Genomic DNA, 17,415 nt, shown 5'->3' on the forward strand with positions numbered 1-17,415 from the left:
CAACCAGCGAATTCATCGTTTCCTTGGGTGAGGAATAGCCATGGCGAGCCAGCCGTTTCGCGACCTCGCGCACGACATGTCCGCGTATTCCTCAGGCGAGATTGGCCGTCCCGAGATGGACAAGAGCCGGGTCCTGGAACTCGTCTGCATCCGGTGCGGCGCTTCCTACCCCGCCGATGTCACAATCAACTCCAAAGGATGCGCGCGGTGCCAAGACACCGCGCCGGCAAATCTTCGCCCGGTCTATGCGGCGCCGCAGTCTCCCCTCTTGGCCGGCGCCACCAGCTCGCGCTCGCTATGGCGTTTTGCGCATATGCTGCCTTGCACAGAAGCGGAGGCGGTGAGCCTCGGCGAGGGGCTGACACCATTGCTTGCCGCGCCGCGTATCGGTGCGTTTCTCGGCGTGCCGGATCTTGCAATCAAGGACGAAGGCCGGAATCCGACCTGGTCGCACAAGGACCGCTTCTCGACCATCGCGATCAGCGTGGCGCGCGCGCGTGGCGCGAAAATCGTCGCGACCGCCTCATCGGGAAACGCCGGCGCTTCGCTGGCTGCCTATGCTGCCCGCGCGGGAATGAAATGCATCGTCACCACCTTTGCGGGATCGGCGGGCGCGATGCTGGCGCAGATCCGCAAATATGGCGCGACGGTCCTGCCCCTGGTCAGCAAAATGGACCGATGGTCGCTGCTTGAACAGGCGGCGGCCCGATACGACTGGTTCATCGCCTCGCCCTATCACGGTCCCGTCGTCGGCAGCCATCCACTCGGCATCGAGGGCTACAAGACGATCGCCTACGAGATCGTCGAGCAATCAGATGGCACGGCGCCAGACTGGTGCGTCCTGCCGGTCTGCTACGGCGATGCCCTGTCTGGCGTGTGGGCTGGCTTTTGCGAGCTGTTCGCGCAAGGGTCGATCACGCGCCTGCCTCGTCTCGTCGCGGCGGAAGTGCATGGGTCGCTGGCGGACGCTCTGGCCAGCGGCGCCGATGCGTTGAGTGAACACAAAATGCTTTTCGACAGCCTTGCCGTATCGATCGGCACGCCGCGCAGCGCCTTTCAGGCGCTGAAGGCGCTGCGCGAATCCGGCGGGCACGCCGTCCCTGTCAGCAATCACGGCCTGATCGCAATGCAGGAGCGCCTTGCGCGGGACGAAGGGATCTTTGCCGAACTGGCATCGGTCACACCGCTGATGGCGATATCGACATTGAAGGACCAAGGTGTCATCGCAGCCACGGACCGCGTCGTCGCCGTCGTGACAGCCAGCGGTCTCAAGGACCTCGATCGGTCCGCCAGATCGAACGAACACGATCAGGTCTTCCAGACGACGGCCGATGCCTGGCGCTGGCTCGACAAGAACGGGCTGGATCTCGCTTCATAGATTTTCCGGCGCACCAACAGCCGATGGCACCTCGCCTGCTGCCTGCGTTTTCAGCACATCGTCGAGGCTGCGACGCAGCCAAAGAAAGCGCGTCCATTGCGTCTCCGCGGCCGGTGCGACGGTGGTCAGCGTCCTTGGCCCGGGCAGTTCCTTGCAGGGCCAGCCAGGCAGAGCCGCAAGCCAGTTATCATTGTAGACAGTCTCGGCATGGCGATGGCCTTCGTCAGGCATGATGACCGCCACTTGCGCATCCGGAAGGGTCGTTGCAACCCATTGCGCCACCAACGCGGCAGCACCGCTGGTCGGCCCCATGAAGAGGCCGTGCTCGCGCAGCAGACGATGCGCGGTCATGTAAGCCGGATAGGCGCCAACCCAATGGATCTCGTCGACAAGCTCGTGCCTGACATTTTTAGGCAGTACGCTGTTGCCCAAGCCGCGCAGCATCCGTTTGCCGACGGGCTGTCCGAACAGGATGCTGCGATGGGTATCGACGGCAAACACCGTCAGATGCGGAAAGACCGTGCGCAAAAACGACGCGGTGCCGCATAGCGAGCCGCCAGTACCGACGCAGCCGACCAGGCAGTCAATCCTGCCCATTGCCCGGATCAAAAGTTCGGCCAGCCGCGCATAGGCAAGCCAGTTGCACGGACTGTCGTATTGGCGGGTCCAGAAGCCGTCCGGCTCGTTGGCCAGGATTTCCTGGAGGCGCTCCAGCCGCCCAGGCTGATTGCCATCGCCGCGCGGATCGTCAAGGGCGATGACCGTGGCGCCGATCCGCTCCAGGCGGGCTTTGTATTTGGCATCGACCAGCGTTGAAGCGGTGACGAGCGTGAGGCGATAGTCACGCGCCGCGGCCAGCAGCGCCACCGCCATTCCGAACGTGCCGGACGTCGTCTCGACAATATGGGATCCGGCCTTCAGCTCGCCATTCGACGCCGCCCGATCCAGAATGTAGCGGGCCGGCATCAGCTTCATCAGCGGAAACGCCGCGGCCACGAGATTTGGCGCCAGGCGTGCAAGGCGCGGGGTCTCAAGGTCCCTGAAATAGTCCACGTCGAGGGTCACCATGTCCAGCCCTCCGCATTGACCAGATGGACTTCGACATCCTTGAAGCCGGCACGTCTTATTTGTTGGGCGACCAGGGCCGCGCGTCGCTTCAGATTCGATGCGAAGAGATCGAAAATCAGGCCGAACAACGAACCGCTATGGGCGACTTGCACCCCGCACGCCCCGGCTCGCCGGGCGATTTCGGCGATCTCGCCGAAGCCCTGTTTCGGCAAGTGCCGTTGACTGATCACCGCACTGGCCGAGGCGGCGCGTCCGAGAAGATAGGGATCCTGAAGGCGAACCGCCCGCGCCACCAGCGCCCGCAGCACGCCGAATTCCTGGATCTCGACACTGTCGTAGCGTGCGGGCGGCAGCTGCAATGTATCGACCGGAACCCCGCCATTTGCCTTGAACCCGACCAGAAGCAGCGGCGGCAGGGAGCCTCCGAAATTCTCGATCACCGTGCCTTCGCGTTGGGCGAAAAGCACTGCGTGATCATCGAACGCGATCGCGTCGCTGGCGCGCTCGGCAGCCACGGCCAGACGCCCGATGCTTGAGGGCCGCAACTGGACCTCAACGGCCGCGGCGACAGCACGAATGGAAGCGACAACGTCCGCCGTCGATGAGCCGTAGCCGTGCCCCACGGGAATTGCGCTTTGAAGCGTCAGCTCGCCGCCGCCGGTGACGTTCAAGAGATCGAGCGTGAGGCGCGCGGCGGCCGACGCCTTGACCTTTTGATCGGGGTGGACAACGACCGCATCTGCGTCGCTCCTGGCAAAGCGCGCCTCCGATCTCAAGCCGGCAATTGGCAGCGTCACGAGCCCGCGATGAAGGCGCCCGCCATCATCCTTGAAGACGCCCTGGATGAGTTCGCCGTGGTGCCCAATCGCCGCCGCTGTCCCCACCGACGACTTCATCGTTTCACGGCTCATAAGATTGCCGGCCTCAGCCATTTTCATCTCCCCCACGCTTTCTCGCCACGCGGGAAGATGGCGCCGACGATTGGCAGCCGCCCTCAAGGAATTCAGGTATTGACGGCTTCCTGACGAACGGGCCGGCCGCGAGGCGATGCTGGCGGATCGTCAGGCGGCGGAGCCAAGGTGCCTCAGCGGCCGGCCGGCCGAAACCGATTGCACCGCGGCCATGATACCTTGCGCATCGATCCCGTAATGCCGATAGAGATCCGCGATCGTACCGGTCTGGCCGAAATGCTCGACGCCGAGCGCGCGCGTGCGGTGGCCGTGGACCGACCCCAGCCATGCGAGCGTTGCGGGATGTCCGTCCAGCACCGTCACGATGGCGCATGAGGCCGGGAGACCGCCCAACAGCCGCTCGACATGACTGCTGGCGCGCGGATGGCCATACTGGCGCGCCCGCGCCGCGGCCGACCAGCCAGCGTTCAGCCGATCGGCCGAGGTCACGGCAAGAAGCCCGATATCGCGCCGGTCACCGGCCATCAGCCCCAATGCCTGTATCGCCTCCGGCGCGACAGCTCCCGAATAGGCGATTACCACAGCGGCATTCGGCCCGGGCTTGCGCAACCAGTAGGCGCCATCGATGATGTCGCGCGCCAGTGGCTCCCCCGTCTGGCGTGCCGGCTGCTCGATCACCCGCGTCGAGAGCCTGAGGTAGACCGAACCTCCAGTCTGATCGCGCAGCCAGGTCTGGTCGTCGGGCTCGGCCTCGCCGGAGCGCTGCATGTAGTCGAATGCCCATCGCAGGATGACTGCCAGCTCGTCGACATAGGCCGGCTCGAATGTCGCCAGGCCGTCCTGCGCCATGCCGATCAGCGGCGTGGCGATCGACTGATGCGCTCCGCCCTCGGGTGCCAGCGTCACGCCGGATGGTGTCGCCGCCAGGATGAAGCGAGCGTCCTGATAGCAGGCATAGTTGAGCGCATCGAGGCCACGCTCGATGAAGGGGTCGTAGAGCGTTCCGACCGGAAGCAGGCGCTCGCCGTGAAGCGAGTGCGACAGACCCAGCGCCGACAGCATCGTGAAGAGGTTCATCTCCGAGATGCCCAGTTCGAAATGCTGTCCCGACGGCGAAAACGTCCAGTTGAAGGTAGAGGGAATGCGTTCTTCACGAAAAGTGTCCGCCTGGTCGCCGCGCGCGAACAGACCCCGCCTGTTCACCCAGGCCCCAAGATTGGTCGAGACCGTGACGTCCGGAGACGTGGTGACGACACGCTTTGCAAAATCGCTGTCTGACTTGGCGATCTCGTGCATCAAAAGGCCGAAGCCCTGCTGCGTCGACATGGACGCCTGGGCGCTGAAGGCAATCCGCGCCGGCACGGTTGCGGCTGGGGCTTGATGGCGGCGGGTAGCTGGCTGCGCGATAGGCGACGACGCCAGATAGGACCGGATCGCGGCCTCATCGTATGCAAGGCCCTCGAACCTCTCCCATTCACGCCCCTCGCGGACACCCATGCCTTGCCGCAACGCCTCGACTTGCGACGGCGTCATCAATCCGGCGTGATTGTCCTTGTGGCCGGCGAGCGGCAGGCCGAAGCCTTTGATCGTATAGGCGATGAAGCAGGTCGGACGATCATGCCCGCGCGCTTCCTCGAAGGCATCGATGATGCTCGCCAGATCATGGCCACCGAGATTTGCCATCAAGGCGGCAAGGTCTTCGTCGCTGCGCTTCTCGATCAGGCGGGTGACCGGTCCCTGATCACCGAGGTCGTCCAGAAGGCGCCGGCGCCATGCGGCGCCGCCCTGGAAGGTCAGCGCGGAATAGAGCTGATTGGGGCATGCGTCGATCCAGGACCGCAGCTTTTCGCCGCCCTCTTCCTCGAAGGCCGCCTGTTGCAATGTCCCATGTTTCAGGATCACCACATCCCAGCCGAAGTTGCGAAAGATGGACTCGAAGCGCTGCCACAGCCCTTCGCGCACCACCGCATCAAGGCTTTGCCTGTTGTAGTCGACGACCCACCAGGTGTTGCGCAGGCCGTGCTTCCACCCTTCGAGAAGAGCTTCGAAGATATTGCCTTCATCCATCTCAGCGTCGCCGAGAAGGGCTATCATCCGACCCTCCGGCTGGTCCGCGTTCCAGCCTTTTGCCCTGACATAATCCTGGACCAGGGAGGAGAACAGGGTCTGCGCCACGCCCAGCCCGACCGACCCGGTCGAGAAATCGACATCGTCGATATCCTTGGTTCGTGACGGGTAGGACTGCGCGCCGCGATAGCCGCGAAAATTCTGCAGCTGCTCAAGCGTCTGCCTGCCGAACAGATACTGGATGGCATGGAAAACCGGGCTGGCATGCGGCTTGACGGCAACGCGGTCTTCAGGCCTGAGGATGTGGAAATAGAGCGCCGTCATCAAGGTCGAGGCGGACGCCGACGACGCCTGGTGGCCGCCGACCTTGAGGCCGTCATCAGACCCGCGAACATGATTGGCATGATGGATCATCCAGACAGCCAGCCACAGAACCTTGCGTTGAAGCTCGGAAAGGATCGTCATCGTCGGCTCCCGTGAAATCGCGGCTCAACGATAGCGGCCACCGTCGCTCAAAAGTGGCTATTCTTACGCAACCATATCAACAATATTGGCTGATCCAGCCAATGATGACGTCCAGACGAGGGAAAACGTGCCAAATCCGACGCTCGATGCAATCGACCTTAAAATCATCGCCGCGCTGCAGAAGAACGCAAAGGCGACGACGAACGACCTCGCTGAAGCCGTCGGTCTTTCGCCTTCTCCGTGCGCCCGGCGCGTCAGGCTCCTGGAGAGCGCCGGCGTCGTCAAGGGTTACACCGTGGTCCTCGACCAGAAGAAGCTCGGCCTGCCGATCAGCGCTTTCGCGTCGATCAAACTTGAACGGCAACGCGAGGATGATCTCGACCGCTTCTCCCAGGCGGTGCTGCGCTGGCCGGAAGTGGTCGACTGCTATCTGATGACCGGCCAGCGGGATTACCTGATGCGCATCGTGGTGCGCGACCTCGAGGCCTATGAGCGGTTCATCAAGGACAAGCTGACGCGGCTGGACAACATCGCTTCGATCGAAAGCAGCTTCGCGCTTGGCCAGGTCAAGCGCTCGGAAGTGCTGCCTGTCTAACCGACCGGATATTCTGCGACGGCCAGTTGTCGGTGTGGCACGCACATTGTGCTCGACGAAAGCAAGCTCATATTCTTCGACAGAAAGTCCCTTAGGGCCATCGCGACCTCACTGTATGGGATGGATCGGCCTGTCGGGTCGATATGATATTGTTCCGAAAGCCAAATGTGAACCGATGCTGGCAAGCCCGATGTCGCGAATTCCTGTTGCCATCGGATATTTTGCGTCAAAAACTTGCAATGGTACATCATCAAAAACTTGCCTCCTAGCAGCGTAATTGACTTGCAATCGCTCAGCTCTATATACTTGTGTTTGAACGGCAGAAAAAACTTGCAAGGGCACAGCCATGGCTAAGCCTCACGAAAAACTCGCGCAATCCCTCGCCATCCTTCAGGACCTGCAGGCAGGAGGGCGCCGCATTTTCAAATCTCAAGAGATCACCCGGGTCCATCGTGAACGCCTACTCCAAAACGGATTCCTCCGTGAGGTGATCAAAGGGTGGTTGATGTCCACCGGACCGCAAGCGCAGGAGCAAGACACGACGCCTTGGTATGCCAGCTTCTGGGAGTTTTGCGCCATGTATTGCAACGAGCGTTTCGGGAAGGCGTGGTACCTTTCTCCCGAGCAATCATTGCTCCTGCACGCAGAGGCTACTGCGATCCCACCGCAGGTGGTGATCAGCAGCCCTTACGGAGGCAACAATAAAATCGGCCTGCTGTTTGGCACATCGCTATACGACCTCAAAATCAAGGATATGCCTGAAAACCTAACGGAGAAGAACGGCTTGCGCCTGTTTCCCGTCAATGCCGCCCTCGTCCGTGTACCCGAGGCATTTTTCCAGCGTTACCCAATCGAAGCCCAGGTTGCCATGGCTTCATTACGCAGTGTCTCAGGCGTGCTAGGGCTTTTGCTCGATGGCGGCCATTCGGCTATCGCCGGGCGGCTTGCCGGCGCGTTTCGACGCATAGGGCACGATGCCTTCTCTGACGAGATCGTCGCCGCGTTCAAGGCTGCAAGCTATGACATTCGAGAGTCCGATCCTTTCGCCGGGCAGGTCGGCGTTACTGCCATCACGTCAGGCGCGCCGCCGATCGTGACAAGGCTCCACGCCATCTGGGAATCACAGCGCGATGCGGTGGCCGAAATTTTCCCGAAGGCACCCGGGCTGCCATCCGACAAGGATAGCTATATGAAATTCGTGGAAGATATTTATGAGAGCGATGCCTATCATTCATTGTCGATCGAAGGCTACAGCGTTACGCCAGAACTGATCGACCGCGTGCGCGATGGCGGCTGGAATCCAGAGATCGATGAAGCAGATCGTAAGAACCGCGATGCGCTGGCCGCCCGCGGCTACTATCAGGCGTTCCAAAAGGTCAAGGATGCGGTTGCCGCGATTATCGACGGCGCACCTGCGGGTAAACTGACGAGGGATGCGCATCGGGAATGGTATCGGGAGCTCTTCGCGCCCTCAGTGAGTGCAGGCATATTGAAAGCGAGCGCGCTCGCCGGTTATCGAAACCACCCTGTGTATCTCAAGGGGTCATCGCACGTACCGCCGCGTGTGGAGGCGGTACTCGACGGCATGGATGCGCTATTCGATCTGCTACAAGCCGAAGCAGAACCGGCGGTTCGCGCTGTTCTGGGGCATTGGCTTCTCGGCTATGTTCACCCTTATCCTGACGGAAACGGACGCGTGGCCCGCTTTCTGATGAATGCCATGCTGGCATCAGGCGGCTATCCCTGGACAGTGGTGAGAGTGGAGGACCGGAAGGCATACCTCGCCGGGCTTGAACAGGCTAGCGTTGGGATGAATGTAAAGCCTTTCGCCGAATTCCTGGCGAAACGGGTCAAATGGTCCTCAGAGCAAGCTGGCAGATGACAAACTAGAAGATGATAAACCCTACGTTCCCGTCAGTCTGATACTCGCGGGTCGAATAGAGGCCATTCTTTGAAGCCACACATGCGCTTCCGCGCCAAGGATGGTGCGGCGCGTATTTCGGCCGCATACATTTGCGGCCCATCAAGAGAGCGACGCTTTCCTCAGGCGCCTCAACTGCCGTCAGTCGATCCTCCAACGTGTGCCGCAGGCTGTAGAGTTTATGCTCCGATGTCGGCAGCGGTTTCTTGTTGGTGAGCACCCTGTTTGACAAGCGCCGAAGAGCGAGCCTGCCTCGTCACAATTGCGCGGGAACCCGCTGGGTGGCGTTTCGTCGCCTCCAGGGTTGGCAACGGAGACCGTGGAGGAAATTCGCACCAGGCCGCGTAGACCCAGGCCGCGAATTCCACCATCAACCCAATCGCTACTCACGAACAAACCTATTCCCCTCGTCGCCACGAGCGAGAGGCTCTCACTGCTGCAATCGCAATGTTTTGTACATATTTTGTACATCTATATTGACGACAAGCAGCCTTCGAACGTAGCGTCGCGCGGCTGAGGCGGAACGCCTGCGCGCAACAACTCAATCTTACGGGAGGACTGCACCGATGAAATTTCGAGCCCGATCGGCCGCCATTGGCCTGGCCTGCATCGCCTATGCCGCGCTAGTTGGATCTCTGCTGCCGGCCGCGGCGGAAACCACAAAGGAACGCGTCTTGAAGGAAGGACGGATCGTCATTGGCATCCACAACCGGTCGCCATGGGGCTACAAGAAGGAAGGAACCGGCGAGTTGCTCGGCTGGCACCCTGATCTCCTCAGAGCCGCTTTCGCCGATCTCGGCGTCAAGCAGATCGACTTCGAGGTCACCGAGTTCGGCGCCTTGATCCCGGGCCTGATGGCCGGGCGTTTCGATGCCGTCGCATCTGGCCTGTCGATAACGCCGGAGCGATGCCAGCAGGTCGCCTTCGGCGCTCCCGACCTGAGGTCGGACGACGCGGCGATCGTGCTCGCCGGCAACCCCAAGGCGATCCATAGCTATGCGGATCTTGCCAAGAAGTCCGACGCGATCATGGGCGGCGGCCGCGGCAGCAATGTCATCAAGAACGCCATCACCGAGGGGGTTCCGGAAGACCGCATCCTGCAGTTCCCGGACATCGAGACCAACATCGCGGCACTGCGCGCCGGCCGCATCGACGCCGCGGTGTTCTCTTCACCGACGGTGATCGGACTGTTGGCCGGCAACAGGAGCCCCGATCTGGAGCGCGCCAGCCCATTCACGACGGACGAGAAGTCGATCAGCTACATCGCGATCGCGTTCAGGAAGGACGATGGCGATCTGCGCGACCTCTACAATCAGGGGCTGGCGAAGGTCATGTCGAACGGCACGATCGCCACCATCATGGCGAAATACGGATTTGGTCCCACGGAAAACGTGCCGCCAGGATTGACGACGTCGCAATTGTGCGGAGCCGCCAACTGACCGACGTCAGAAGCCGCCTGGCATCAACAGAGCGGGCGGCGCCGCGCGAGCTCGGGCGGCGCCTCTGTCCGGCTACATGACCTGCAGATCATTGTCCTTCCGCATCGCTGGACGGCGCGACGTCTTCGGGGATTTCCTGCCGCAAGGTCGTTCCCTTGGCCAGGCGTCTGCCAAGGGCAGAGACGAAAGCATCATAGCGCTCGCTTGCCTTGGCGCGCGCCGCCTGGGCCATCGGTTCCGGCAAGGCAGGCGTGGTCGCGAGCCAGAAGCGGATGAACACCGCCAGCGTTTCAATCGAGATGCCGGCATCCCGCTCCAGACGCGCGATCCGGCGGTCGATCCGGTCGAGACGCCTGGAGATCGCCGCCTCGCGTTGCGCGTCGGCATCCGGAGAGAGAAAAGAGGCGATCGCCGCTTCAGCGATGAGCGACTGCGAGCGATCGCGCCGGGCAGCATATTCGAGCAGCGCCGCCATCACCGAAGGATCGAGATACACAGAAATCTGCACCTTTTTCTTCGTCGCCGGCACAGTCGTCACAGCTCCATGCCATCGTCCGGATCGAGCGCGATCTGACGCGCCACACCCCGCACAAGGCCAGCCATCTGGCTGCTGCTCGCAGCGAGATCATCCGCCTCGTCTGGCGCGTCGATCTCGAATTCGTTGACAAGCGGCGGCTCCGGCGCAGCCGGGGGATCGAGTTCGGGTTGCCGCCGCAACTCGGAGTCCGTAGATTCGTGCTGGTTTTTCACCACGACGGGCGCGGCAGCCATCCCCGCTGGCGGCAGCGGCAACGGAAGCACGGTCCAATCGTCGGGCTCCGGCTCGGCTCGCGCCTCAGGAGCGGGTGGCGGCAGAATGCGCGCTCGCAACCGCGGGTCTTCGAAATAGCGCGCCTTCTTCGCCCGGATCGGCGGCGTGCCCGCCAGCATGACGATCTCGTCGCTAGGCGGCAATTGCATGATCTCGCCGGGCGTCAGCAATGGCCGCGCCGTCTCCGAGCGCGAAACCATGAGATGACCGAGCCATGGCGAGAGCCGGTGACCGGCATAGTTCTTCATCGCCTTCAGCTCGGTTGCCGTACCAAGGGCGTCGGAGACACGTCTGGCGGTGCGCTCGTCATTGGTCGCGAAGCTGACACGCACATGGCAATTGTCCAGTATGGAATTGTTCGGCCCGTAGGCCTTCTCGATCTGATTGAGAGACTGCGCGATCAGGAAGCTCTTCAGTCCATAGCCGGCCATGAACGCGAGCGCGGATTCGAAGAAGTCGAGCCGTCCGAGCGCTGGAAACTCGTCCAGCATCAGAAGCAATCGATGGCGATCCGCCCTCGCCTGCAAATCCTCGGTCAGGCGGCGGCCGATCTGGTTGAGGATGAGACGGATCAGCGGCTTGGTGCGACTGATGTCGGAGGGCGGAACAACGAGATAGAGCGTCGCCGGACGAGGTTCGGCGACTAGGTCGGCGATGCGCCAGCCGCAGGCGCGGGTCACCTGCGCCACCACCGGATCGCGATAGAGCCCAAGGAAGGACATCGCGGTCGAGAGCACGCCGGAGCGTTCGTTGTCGGACTTGTTCAACAACTCGCGGGCCGCGCTGGCGATGACGGGATGCGGACCGCCCTCTCCCAGATGCGCCGTTGTCATCATCGCTGCCAAGGTCGATTCGATCGGGCGTTTCGGATCGGACAGGAATGCAGCGACGCCGGCCAGGGTCTTGTCCGGTCCGGCATAAAGCACATGCAGGATCGCACCGACCAGAAGGGCGTGGCTCGTCTTTTCCCAATGGTTGCGCCGTTCAAGCGAGCCTTCCGGGTCGACAAGAATGTCGGCGATGTTTTGCACGTCGCGCACTTCCCATTCACCACGGCGAACCTCGAGCAAAGGGTTGTAAGCGTCAGATCTTGAATTGGTCGGATCAAACAGCAGCACCCGGCCGTAGCGGGCGCGGAAGCCGGCCGTGAGGCTCCAGTTCTCGCCCTTGATGTCATGGACGATGGCTGAGCCAGGCCATGTGAGCAGCGAGGGGACGACAAGGCCGACACCCTTCCCCGAACGCGTCGGGGCAAAGCAAAGCACATGCTCGGGTCCATCGTGGCGCAGGTAGTGAGACCCATACCGCCCCAGCACAACACCGTCCGGGGCGAGCAGGCCTGCCGCCTGCACCTCGCTCCTATCGGCCCAGCGGGCGGAACCGTAGGTCACGACCTTGGTCGCCTCGCGGGCACGCCAGAGCGACATGCCGATCGCCACGGCGATCGCTATGAAGCCGCCCGAGGCGGCAATCAGGCCGCCGCGCGCAAAGATGCCAGGCGCGTAGGCATCATAGAAATACCACCACCAGAAGGTGGCAGGCGGATAATAGACCGGCATGCCGCCGATGACGAACCACGGCGCCCCCAGCTGCTCCTGATAACCCAGCTGCCACGCCGACCATTGCGTCGATCCCCAGATCGTGAAGAGCACGATCAAGAAGACAATGACGATCTGCCCCCAAAGGACTTTCGTTCCCGACATTCATTCCTCCTTGTGCCGCGAGGTGAGCAAGCTTGATGCGAGATTCAACAGCCGGCTCGCACCGATCGCGTCGCGTCGCACTGCCGGCAAGGAAGACAGGGGATCGGCAGCGCAAGATCCCGGGCGCCAAGTGAGAGCGCCGTCACAGGCCGAGACCGGGCTTGCGGCCGAAACTCCAATCGGCGCCGCCATCAGCGCGAACAACACCGGAGACGTGATTGCCGAGATGGCGCTCCAACGACCGCGTCCAGGGCACGAGCTGGAAGCCCAGACCGTCATCGATCATCGCGAAACGGCCGGATGCAAGCGCAAAGCGTTGGCTGTAGGTGCCAGATACGAAGTCGCCGCTGCCGGCGCGGTTGAACGACCGGCCACTTTGAGCCGCGAGCCGGCTGCCCAGCGCGTCGAGTTCCCGTTGTCGCAGCGTGGCGATCAAGTTGCGCGCAAAGACCGTTCCGCCCGACTGCCGCTCAGCCAGCCCCAGTCCGACCAGATGCTCGGCGCGCCGATCGAGCGCCAGGCGGACCTCGGCGCCGAAGCCGCCATCGGAAAGAGCCGCCGCAGGACGGGCGATCGCCAGCCGGTCGAGCCAGGTTGCCCCCTCCGCATCGACCTGTCTGCCGATGTCGAGATCGGAGCGCACGGCAAGCGCCACCCGCCGGCGTCCCTGAGCGTCCTCAAATGTGCGCCGCTCGACGATCGAGCCTGGCACGCCATCGCCCGCCGCCTCGATATCGGCGAGCCGGACGTGATGGCAACGGCCGTCGACTCCATCGATGACCGCATAGGCGGTGCCCTTGAGTTCGTCATCCAGTCCCCGCTCGATCAGACGGCCGATGACCGGCTCAGCCACGTTCTCCGCCGCCAGCACATAGCTGGCGCTTGCGCGTTCGATATCGCGGACCGAGAATGCGCGATGCATGCGTTTGATTATATCGCCGCGCTCACCCATCTCGCGCAGCGTTGCCTCGGCCCTGTCGCTGACAACCCATTGGCCAGGACCGAGCTGCTCGGCGAGGCCGAGTGTTTCCAGTCTGCGCAGCCGCCCGACCTTGAGCACGATGAATTCATCAGGCTGGCGATCGGCATGCGGCGCGAGATCGATGACACCGTCGTCGCGGGCGTCCCGGAGCAACTGGCGGTCAAGCCCGGTCCATCGCTCGGCGTCGACCTGACGCTCGACATGCCGGCGGATTTCGAGATCGGACCGGGGGCCGAGCTCCTGCGTGACGAGATCGCTGGCACGATCGCGCATGCCACGGCTGATGTAGTCGCGCGAGATCACCAGGTCCTGTCCGTCGTCGGCCCGGCCGCGCAAGATGACGTGGACATGCGGATTGTCGGTGTTCCAATGATCGACCGCGATCCAGTCGAGCGCCGTGCCGAGATCCTTCTGCATGCGACCCATGAGATCACGGGTGAAGGATTTCAGGTCGGCCATTTCGACGGCATCCTCTGGTGAGACGATGAAGCGGAAATGATGCCGGTCCTCCTTGCAGCGCGCGACGAAATCCGTGGTCGACGCTTCGTCGACTTCCGGTCCGAACATGTGGGCTTTCGCGTCGTCGCGCGTGACGCCCTCGCGCCGCAGATAGTTGAGGTGGATCGCCAGCGGTGCGCCACGTTTCGAATGGCGAACCACGCGGGCCTTGATCACGGCGACGCGGGAGCGGCCGGTGAGGACGCGGTTGGCCTGAACGCTCGCCGCCCTGCCGCGTCCGAATTGCGAGCGCGTGCCTGACCTAACTGCGCCGGCCCGCGGCACGCCGCCGCCAGCCTTCTGAGCGGCCGCGAGCACCTGGGCGATGAAGGGCCGCGACGATTGGGCTCGCGTCGAGCGAATGCGACCTGGACGGACACGGAACTCGCGCTCATCGGGCATGGCACGCGCCCTCACACTGCCATAAGCATAACGAATACAATGATTTGCATGCGTTCAGCACATTGCGCCTGCTCGCTGCAATGTGCGAAAAGTGGCGAAAAACCCAGCAAATACAACCAACCGACCGCCGCGCAATGTGCGCCCTTTTATCTTGCCATCCCCCGGTTGTTGCCGTAACCGTCCGGTCCCTGCACATATTTGAAGTAGTGCAATCTCGCATCATGTCGGGTTCCTTCGGTTTGTGGAGGATATCCGGATGGCACCTCGCCGCTCCTGGGCCAACGCCAACAGCCCCTACTGGTCGTCGCAGGTCGCGAGCTGGCTCAGCAGCGATCTCAGTGCGCAGGAATTCTGCCGCCAGCGTGATCTTTCGATCAGGACATTCGAGCTGTGGACGCGCCATCTGGTGAGCGCCGAAGACCTGCGCAAGCGCGCGGAAAAGCTGCAGAATTTGCGCCGCAAGAAGACCGGACGTAAGCACAACAAGCAACAGCCGAAGCGTCCCCAAAGGCGGCCGCGCTATCGCTACGGCAAGCGCACGGACAGCGGTCCGGTCGCGCTTCGGGCGTTCTGGAGCATGCATGTCGAGGCGATGAACTGGAGCGGCATGGGCCATGCCGAGTACGCTGCGGCGCTTGGACTGTCGCGACATGCGCTGCGGATCTGGCGCGATCGCCTGGAGGAATCCGGCGACGAAATGGACTGGCGATCGCTTCTTCATCCGAGTGCCCGAGCCCAATTAAGCAGCGCTGCTAATTGCGCGAGGCGCCAATACCGCTTGACACCGGAAGCGATAGACGGGCGCTCGAACCGGCGCCGGTTCAGCGACGAGCAGAAGCGGGCGATCGTTGCGGAGACCGAGAGGCCCGGCGTTGTCGTGGCGCAGGTCTGTCGCCGCCATGGCATTGCCACCAGCATGGCCTTCCGCTGGCGCGAGGAGTTCGGCCTGACCGCTCGCAAGGCGCCGGAACTGGCGCTGGTCGAGATCGCCGATGGAGCAGAAAGCGAGCCGCCGGCGCTCGCCGCCTTGCGCAATCTGGTGCGGCCGCCGGACGGCATGGTGGCGATCGAACTGGATGATGGGCGGCGGGTGTTCGCCCCGGCGGGCACCACCTCGGCTGCGGTCAAGCGGCATCTGGCCGGCAAGGAGAAGGCATCATGATCGTCGTTCCGGCGGGCGTGAAAGTGCATCTGGCGTTGGGTCACACCGACATGCGCAAAGGTCTCGATGGGCTCGCCACGTTGATCCAGGAGCATCTGAAGAAGGATCCCTTCTCGGGCCATCTGTTCGTCTTCCGCGGCAAGAATGCCTCGCTCCTGAAGATCCTTTTTTGGGACGGAACGGGACTGTGCCTGTTCACCAAGCGCATGGATCACGGACAGTTCATGTGGCCGCGCCTGGCCGAGCCTGGCGGCTCGGTGGCACTGTCGCCGGCACAACTCGCGATGCTCATCGAGGGCATCGACTGGCGCGCGCCGGAACGCTTCTGGCGACCGATGCTGGCCGGCTGAAAGCGGCACTTCTATTGTCGTAAAGAATCCCGGAATCCTTGGGTTCCGGTGCTGTTTGTGATAGAATCGATCATGTTGGTCGATCTCGAAAACCTGCCATCCGATCCAGCTCTTCTTCAACGTCTCGTGCGCGACATGGCGGCTGCGGTCGAGAGCCGCGACGGCGAGATCGAGCGGCTTCAGTCGATCATCAAAAAGCTCCAGCGGGCGCAGTTCGGCCGCAGCTCGGAGCGGCTCGATCCCGATCAGCTTGCACTTGCGTTGGAAGAACTCGACGCTGACATCGCACGCATCCAGGAGAGCCGTCAGTTCGTCAGCAAGCCGTCGACTGAGCGGCCGTCGCGTCGCAAGCCGTTGCCCGATCATCTGCCGCGTGAGGATGTTCTGGTCGATGTCGACAGCATGATCTGCGCGTGCTGCGGCGGCGCGCTGCATGCCATCGGCGAAAGCGTCAGCGAGATGCTGGATTGGGTTCCAGCGCAGCTTCGCGTGATCCGGACGACGCGGCCAAAATATGCCTGCCGGGTCTGCGAGACGGTGATGCAGGCGCCGGCGCCGGAGCGGCCGATCGCTGGCGGTCTGGCGACGCCGGCGTTGCTGGCGCAGGTGCTGGTCAGCAAATATTGCGATCACACGCCGCTCTATCGGCAGTCGCAGATCTTCGCCCGCAATGGCGTCGAGCTCCCGCGTTCGACACTCGCGGGCTGGGTCGGCGGCGCCTGCTGGTGGCTGGAAGCCCTGCACGAGCGGCTCGCCAAAAGCGTCTTCGCCTCGCACCATCTTTTTGCCGATGACACACCGGTGCCGGTGCTCGATCCTGGCCGCGGCCGCACCAAGACGGGAAGGCTGTGGGTATACGCCCGCGAGCAGAGGCCATGGGGCGGACCGGAGCCACCGGCCGCGGTCTATCTGTTTGCGCCGGATCGCAAAGCCGAGCGTCCCGTCTCGCATCTCGAGCGCTTCAAGGGTGTTCTGCATGTCGATGGCTATGCCGGGTTCGAGCGCCTTACCGGCAAGGGAGATATCGTTCTGGCCGCTTGCTGGAGCCATACACGGCGCAAGTTCTACGACGTTGCGCAGGCCACCAGCGCGCCGATCGCAGTGGAAGCCTTGCGACGGATCGGCGAACTCTATGCCGTCGAAGCCGATGTTCGAGGCCAATCGCCGGGGCATCGGCTTGCAGCCAGGCGCAGCCGCTCCAAACCAATCGTCGACGCCATGCGGGTCTGGCTCGAAGCACAGCTCCCGCTGTTGCCAGGTCGCAGTACGCTCGCCGAAGCCGCCCGCTATGCGCTCTCGCGCTGGGCCGGCCTGACCCGCTTCCTGCACGACGGCCGTATCGAGCTCGACACCAACCCGGTCGAACGCGCAATCAGACCAGTTGCGCTCGGCCGTAAGAACCATCTCTTCGCGGGCAGCGACGGCGGTGGTCATCGCTGGGCAGTGCTGTGCTCGTTGATCGAAACCTGCAAGCTCAACGACGTCGAGCCGTATGCCTGGCTGCGCGATGTTTTCATTCGCATGGTCGACGGTCACCCGGTAAACCGGCTCGATGAACTCCTGCCCTGGGCTTGGAAAGTCGGAAATCCTGTCAAGAGTTGAGCGACGTGCAACGACCGGACGCTTACTTGTTGCCTTGTGCCTACGCGCCTCACAGGCTGGG

At 62.9% G+C, this 17,415-nt stretch carries 14 protein-coding genes; 7 read left to right on the forward strand and 7 right to left on the reverse strand.

Annotated features, from left to right (window positions below):
• The first annotated feature begins 115 nt into the window (after positions 1-115).
• Positions 116-1,378, forward strand: a complete 1,263-nt coding sequence (locus AB6802_RS04760) for a threonine synthase (RefSeq protein WP_371009312.1) — start codon at positions 116-118, stop codon at positions 1,376-1,378.
• On the opposite strand, the gene AB6802_RS04765 is transcribed toward AB6802_RS04760, so the two are convergent.
• The 3 genes from AB6802_RS04765 to AB6802_RS04775 all read right to left on the reverse strand — a co-directional run bounded on the left by AB6802_RS04765 (position 1,373) and on the right by AB6802_RS04775 (position 5,889).
• On the reverse strand, positions 1,373-2,446 hold the full coding sequence (locus tag AB6802_RS04765) for a PLP-dependent cysteine synthase family protein (RefSeq protein WP_371008875.1): 1,074 nt from the start codon (positions 2,444-2,446) through the stop codon (positions 1,373-1,375). The two genes, AB6802_RS04760 and AB6802_RS04765, sit on opposite strands and share 6 nt — an antisense overlap.
• Positions 2,440-3,378 carry a kinase gene (locus AB6802_RS04770; RefSeq protein ID WP_371008876.1) on the reverse strand — a complete coding sequence of 313 codons (939 nt, stop codon included), beginning with the start codon at positions 3,376-3,378 and terminating at the stop codon, positions 2,440-2,442. The genes AB6802_RS04765 and AB6802_RS04770 overlap by 7 nt, the downstream gene beginning before the upstream one ends.
• 129 nt (positions 3,379-3,507) lie before the next feature.
• Complete coding sequence (locus AB6802_RS04775; protein WP_371008877.1) at positions 3,508-5,889, reverse strand: transketolase; 2,382 nt, start codon at positions 5,887-5,889, stop codon at positions 3,508-3,510.
• A 127-nt stretch (positions 5,890-6,016) separates the two neighbouring features.
• On the opposite strand from AB6802_RS04775, the gene AB6802_RS04780 reads away from it, so the two are divergent.
• Positions 6,017-6,484, forward strand: a complete 468-nt coding sequence (locus AB6802_RS04780; RefSeq protein ID WP_371008878.1) for an Lrp/AsnC family transcriptional regulator — start codon at positions 6,017-6,019, stop codon at positions 6,482-6,484.
• A gap of 108 nt (positions 6,485-6,592) precedes the next feature.
• Here AB6802_RS04780 and AB6802_RS04785 read toward each other — a convergent pair whose 3' ends face one another.
• Positions 6,593-6,832 (reverse strand): hypothetical protein, encoded by a 240-nt coding sequence (locus tag AB6802_RS04785; protein ID WP_371008879.1) that lies wholly within the window; start codon positions 6,830-6,832, stop codon positions 6,593-6,595.
• Here AB6802_RS04785 and AB6802_RS04790 point away from each other — a divergent pair.
• Together AB6802_RS04790 and ehuB are read left to right on the forward strand one after the other, a co-directional pair.
• Positions 6,831-8,366 carry a Fic family protein gene (locus AB6802_RS04790; RefSeq protein WP_371008880.1) on the forward strand — a complete coding sequence of 512 codons (1,536 nt, stop codon included), beginning with the start codon at positions 6,831-6,833 and terminating at the stop codon, positions 8,364-8,366. The genes AB6802_RS04785 and AB6802_RS04790 overlap by 2 nt on opposite strands.
• Positions 8,367-8,971: 605 nt before the next feature.
• Complete coding sequence (gene ehuB / locus AB6802_RS04795) at positions 8,972-9,844, forward strand: ectoine/hydroxyectoine ABC transporter substrate-binding protein EhuB (protein WP_371008881.1); 873 nt, start codon at positions 8,972-8,974, stop codon at positions 9,842-9,844.
• An 88-nt stretch (positions 9,845-9,932) separates the two neighbouring features.
• Here ehuB and AB6802_RS04800 read toward each other — a convergent pair whose 3' ends face one another.
• The 3 genes from AB6802_RS04800 to AB6802_RS04810 all read right to left on the reverse strand — a co-directional run bounded on the left by AB6802_RS04800 (position 9,933) and on the right by AB6802_RS04810 (position 14,240).
• Complete coding sequence (locus tag AB6802_RS04800; protein WP_371009313.1) at positions 9,933-10,373, reverse strand: CopG family transcriptional regulator; 441 nt, start codon at positions 10,371-10,373, stop codon at positions 9,933-9,935.
• Positions 10,374-10,378: 5 nt separating this feature from the next.
• Positions 10,379-12,358, reverse strand: coding sequence for a conjugal transfer protein TraG (locus AB6802_RS04805; protein WP_371008882.1), 1,980 nt, complete (start codon positions 12,356-12,358; stop codon positions 10,379-10,381).
• Positions 12,359-12,500: 142 nt separating this feature from the next.
• Positions 12,501-14,240: a relaxase/mobilization nuclease domain-containing protein gene (locus tag AB6802_RS04810; RefSeq protein WP_371008883.1), complete on the reverse strand. Its 1,740-nt coding sequence runs from the start codon at positions 14,238-14,240 to the stop codon at positions 12,501-12,503.
• A 256-nt stretch (positions 14,241-14,496) separates the two neighbouring features.
• Between AB6802_RS04810 and AB6802_RS04815 the strand changes: the two genes are divergently transcribed.
• The 3 genes from AB6802_RS04815 (at position 14,497) to AB6802_RS04825 (ending at position 17,354) form a co-directional block, all read left to right on the forward strand.
• Positions 14,497-15,402 (forward strand): transposase, encoded by a 906-nt coding sequence (locus AB6802_RS04815; RefSeq protein ID WP_371008884.1) that lies wholly within the window; start codon positions 14,497-14,499, stop codon positions 15,400-15,402.
• A complete protein-coding gene (gene tnpB / locus AB6802_RS04820) occupies positions 15,399-15,752 on the forward strand; it encodes an IS66 family insertion sequence element accessory protein TnpB (protein ID WP_023767057.1) in 354 nt (117 codons plus the stop codon). The genes AB6802_RS04815 and tnpB overlap by 4 nt, the downstream gene beginning before the upstream one ends.
• A gap of 72 nt (positions 15,753-15,824) precedes the next feature.
• Positions 15,825-17,354, forward strand: a complete 1,530-nt coding sequence (locus AB6802_RS04825) for an IS66 family transposase (RefSeq protein ID WP_371008885.1) — start codon at positions 15,825-15,827, stop codon at positions 17,352-17,354.
• The last annotated feature ends 61 nt before the right edge of the window (positions 17,355-17,415 follow it).

Source organism: Mesorhizobium sp. RCC_202, from assembly GCF_041355295.1.
In the GTDB taxonomy this organism is placed as follows: Bacteria; Pseudomonadota; Alphaproteobacteria; order Rhizobiales; family Rhizobiaceae; genus Mesorhizobium.

Excerpts from the sequence above, each read along its gene's own strand:
- AB6802_RS04760 (WP_371009312.1), top strand. The coding sequence starts at position 116 with ATGGACAAGAGCCGGGTCCTGGAACTCGTCTGCATCCGGTGCGGCGCT.
- AB6802_RS04765 (WP_371008875.1), bottom strand. The coding sequence starts at position 2,446 with ATGGTGACCCTCGACGTGGACTATTTCAGGGACCTTGAGACCCCGCGC.
- AB6802_RS04770 (WP_371008876.1), bottom strand. The coding sequence starts at position 3,378 with ATGGCTGAGGCCGGCAATCTTATGAGCCGTGAAACGATGAAGTCGTCG.
- AB6802_RS04775 (WP_371008877.1), bottom strand. The coding sequence starts at position 5,889 with ATGACGATCCTTTCCGAGCTTCAACGCAAGGTTCTGTGGCTGGCTGTC.
- AB6802_RS04790 (WP_371008880.1), top strand. The coding sequence starts at position 6,831 with ATGGCTAAGCCTCACGAAAAACTCGCGCAATCCCTCGCCATCCTTCAG.
- AB6802_RS04785 (WP_371008879.1), bottom strand. The coding sequence starts at position 6,832 with ATGGCTGTGCCCTTGCAAGTTTTTTCTGCCGTTCAAACACAAGTATAT.
- ehuB (WP_371008881.1), top strand. The coding sequence starts at position 8,972 with ATGAAATTTCGAGCCCGATCGGCCGCCATTGGCCTGGCCTGCATCGCC.
- AB6802_RS04805 (WP_371008882.1), bottom strand. The coding sequence starts at position 12,358 with ATGTCGGGAACGAAAGTCCTTTGGGGGCAGATCGTCATTGTCTTCTTG.
- AB6802_RS04810 (WP_371008883.1), bottom strand. The coding sequence starts at position 14,240 with ATGCCCGATGAGCGCGAGTTCCGTGTCCGTCCAGGTCGCATTCGCTCG.
- AB6802_RS04815 (WP_371008884.1), top strand. The coding sequence starts at position 14,497 with ATGGCACCTCGCCGCTCCTGGGCCAACGCCAACAGCCCCTACTGGTCG.
- tnpB (WP_023767057.1), top strand. The coding sequence starts at position 15,399 with ATGATCGTCGTTCCGGCGGGCGTGAAAGTGCATCTGGCGTTGGGTCAC.
- AB6802_RS04825 (WP_371008885.1), top strand. The coding sequence starts at position 15,825 with ATGTTGGTCGATCTCGAAAACCTGCCATCCGATCCAGCTCTTCTTCAA.